This window comes from Rhodococcus sp. CX (genome assembly GCF_015865005.1).
In the GTDB taxonomy this organism is placed as follows: Bacteria; Actinomycetota; Actinomycetes; order Mycobacteriales; family Mycobacteriaceae; genus Rhodococcus.
Map to the genome: position 1 here is coordinate 4,172 of NZ_JADZGH010000125.1, position 2,744 is coordinate 6,915.

Genomic DNA, 2,744 nt, shown 5'->3' on the forward strand with positions numbered 1-2,744 from the left:
CCACGGTTCGAGGTGGTTGCGGTCGGCGATCCGCAGCCGGCTCCACGCGGCGGCGTCGCGCAACCGCACGGACCGCACCGTCACCAGACCGCCGCGGACCCGCAACGGACCCAGATCCGCCGGCCAGCCCGGATGAGCCCCGATCAACCGCGCTGCCCGAGGAACGCCACGTCGACGGGGTCGCCGGTGCGAACCTCGGAGACATCGGGATCGATCAACACCAGGCAGTTCGCCTCGGCGAGCGTGGCGAGCAGATGCGACGACGCGCCCGCCGCCCCACCGAGCGCCTGCACCAGGTAGTCGCCGGTCGCCTCGTCGCGCATCAGCTGGCCGCGCAGGAAACCCTTCCGGCCGGGGATGGACGTGATCGGCGAGACCGTGCGTGCCGGGACGACCCGCCGCATCGGGTGCCGACGGCCGAGTGCGATCCGGATCAGCGGCCGCACCATCACTTCGAACACGACGAGCGCGCCGACGGGGTTGGCGGGCAACAGGAATGTGGGCACCTCGTCGCGGCCGAGCTGACCGAAGCCCTGCACGGACCCGGGATGCATTGCGACACGGTCCACTTCGAGTGGGCCGAGTTCGGACAGCGCTTCGCGCACGTCCTCGAGGGCACCGCCGCCGACCGCCCCCGCGATCACGACGATCTCCGAGCGGATCAGCTGTCCCTCGACGACCTCGCGCAGCGTCTTCGGGTCGGTGCCGACAATGCCGACGCGGTTGACGTCGGCGCCCGCATCCCGCGCGGCGGCGGCCAGCGCGTACGAGTTCACGTCGTACACCTGTCCCGGTCCGGGCGTGCGGTCCACGTCGACCAGTTCGCCACCGACGGAGATGACCGACAACCGCGGTCGCGGGTGCACGAGCACCTTGTCGCGTCCGACCGCGGCGAGCAGGCCGACCTGCGCCGACCCGATGATGGTCCCGGCGCGGACCGCGACATCCCCGGGTTGCACGTCGTCGCCGGTGCGGCGCACGTAGTCGCCGCTGCGGACCGCCTTGTGTACCTTGATGCGGGCGGTGCCGCCGTCGGTGAACTCGAGCGGGAGCACCGCGTCGGCGAGGGTGGGCAGAGGTGCGCCGGTGTCGACACGCACCGCCTGCCGGGGTTGCAGCCGGATGGGCTGGCGCGAGCCGGCGCGAACCTCCCCGACGACGGGCAGGCTCAGCTCGGCCGCCGGTTCCCCGTCCTCGTCGGTGGCGGTGACCCCGGCGTCCTGCACGTCGACGCTGCGCACCGCGTAGCCGTCGATCGCGGCCTGGTCGAAGCCCGGCAGCGGCCGTTCGGTGACCACTTCCTCGGCGCAGAGCAGGCCCTGCGCCTCGGAGATCGCCACCCGAACCGGCCTGGGTGCGACGGCTGCCGCCGTGACCCGTGCCTGCTGTTCCTCAACCGACCGCATAACGTCTCTCGTCCTCCAGCCGCGACCCGTCGACCGTCAGCGTTCGAGGCGCTCGATGAGCCACTGGCGCAAAGACGGACCGTATTCCTCGGTGTTCAACGCAGAGTCAACCGCAGCCCGCAGGTAGCCCCCGGGATTTCCGAGGTCGTGTCGAGTGCCGCGGTGCACGACGACGTGCACGGGGTGGCCTTCCTCGATGAGCAGGGCAATCGCGTCGGTCAGCTGGAGTTCGCCGCCGGCGCCGGGCGTGATGCGGCGCAGGGCGTCGAAGATCGCGCGATCGAGCAGGTAGCGACCGGCGGCGGCGAACGTCGACGGCGCGTCCTCGACGGCCGGCTTCTCGACCATGCCGAGGACCTTGAGCACGTCGGGGTTGGTCGCATCGGGCACGACCTCGACGTCGAACACGCCGTACGCGCTGATCTGTTCCTTGGGCACGTCGATCGCGCACAGCACCGAGCCGCCGCGCTTGGCGCGCACCCGCTGCATCGTTTCGAGCACACCGACGGGCAGCACGAGGTCGTCGGGCAGCAGCACCGCGATCGCGTCCTCGTCGGGGTCGAGGGCCTTCTCCGCGCAGGCGACGGCGTGGCCGAGGCCGAGCGGCTGTTCCTGGACGACGGACTGGACCTCGAGCAGGCCCGGAGCCTTGCGGACCTTGGCGAGCAGTTCGTACTTGCCCTTCTCCTCGAGCTTCGACTCGAGCACGAGATCCTCGACGAAGTGCGCGACCACGCCGTCCTTGCCGGGGGACGTGACGATCAGCAACCGTTCGGCACCGGAATCGGCGGCCTCCCCTGCCACGAGTTCGATGCCCGGGGTGTCCACGACCGGAAGGAGTTCCTTCGGCACGGTCTTGGTCGCCGGCAGAAACCGGGTACCCATTCCTGCCGCCGGCACGACTGCCGTCCGGAAATGTCGGACGCCGTCGGTCGTATTGTTCGTCATAGACTCCCACCCTAACGTTCGCTACCACGCGGTAGCCCCTCACGATCTTAAGGTGGCCGGTGTGCAGGCACGATCCAAGGCCGTCTGGCGGACATCGGTCCTCGCCGCCCGGCGCGACCGCAGCGACGCCCAGCGTCGCGTCGAGGACGATGCGCTGACCGCGTCGGCGCGCGCGCTGGCCACATCCGGAGCGACGGTCTGCGCGTACATCCCGGTGGGTACCGAACCGGGGTCCCTGGCGCTGCTCGACGCCCTGCGGGACGGCGGAATCCGGGTGCTGGTGCCACTCACCAGCAAGGACAGCATCCTGGAGTGGGCCGAGTACACCGGCGAGGACGACCTCGTGGCGGCGGACTACGGTCTGCGCGAACCCCGCGGTCCGGTGCTGAC

At 70.8% G+C, this 2,744-nt stretch carries 2 protein-coding genes and 2 pseudogenes; 1 reads left to right on the forward strand and 3 read right to left on the reverse strand.

Annotation, left to right across the window (positions count from 1 at the left end; genetic code table 11):
• From I0Q12_RS32800 to I0Q12_RS13720, 3 genes and pseudogenes are all read right to left on the reverse strand, one after another.
• Positions 1-144, reverse strand: a pseudogene (locus tag I0Q12_RS32800) (RimJ/RimL family protein N-acetyltransferase); the annotation flags it as partial.
• The gene (gene glp / locus I0Q12_RS13715) at positions 144-1,406 is read right to left on the reverse strand and encodes a gephyrin-like molybdotransferase Glp (RefSeq protein WP_197252447.1); all 1,263 of its coding nucleotides are present in this window, start codon (positions 1,404-1,406) and stop codon (positions 144-146) included. The gene glp and the pseudogene I0Q12_RS32800, both read right to left, overlap by 1 nt.
• A 36-nt stretch (positions 1,407-1,442) precedes the next feature.
• Positions 1,443-2,354, reverse strand: coding sequence for a UTP--glucose-1-phosphate uridylyltransferase (locus I0Q12_RS13720; RefSeq protein WP_197252448.1), 912 nt, complete (start codon positions 2,352-2,354; stop codon positions 1,443-1,445).
• Between the two features lie 61 nt (positions 2,355-2,415).
• On the opposite strand from I0Q12_RS13720, the pseudogene I0Q12_RS32805 reads away from it, so the two are divergent.
• Positions 2,416-2,744, forward strand: a pseudogene (locus I0Q12_RS32805) (5-formyltetrahydrofolate cyclo-ligase); the annotation flags it as partial.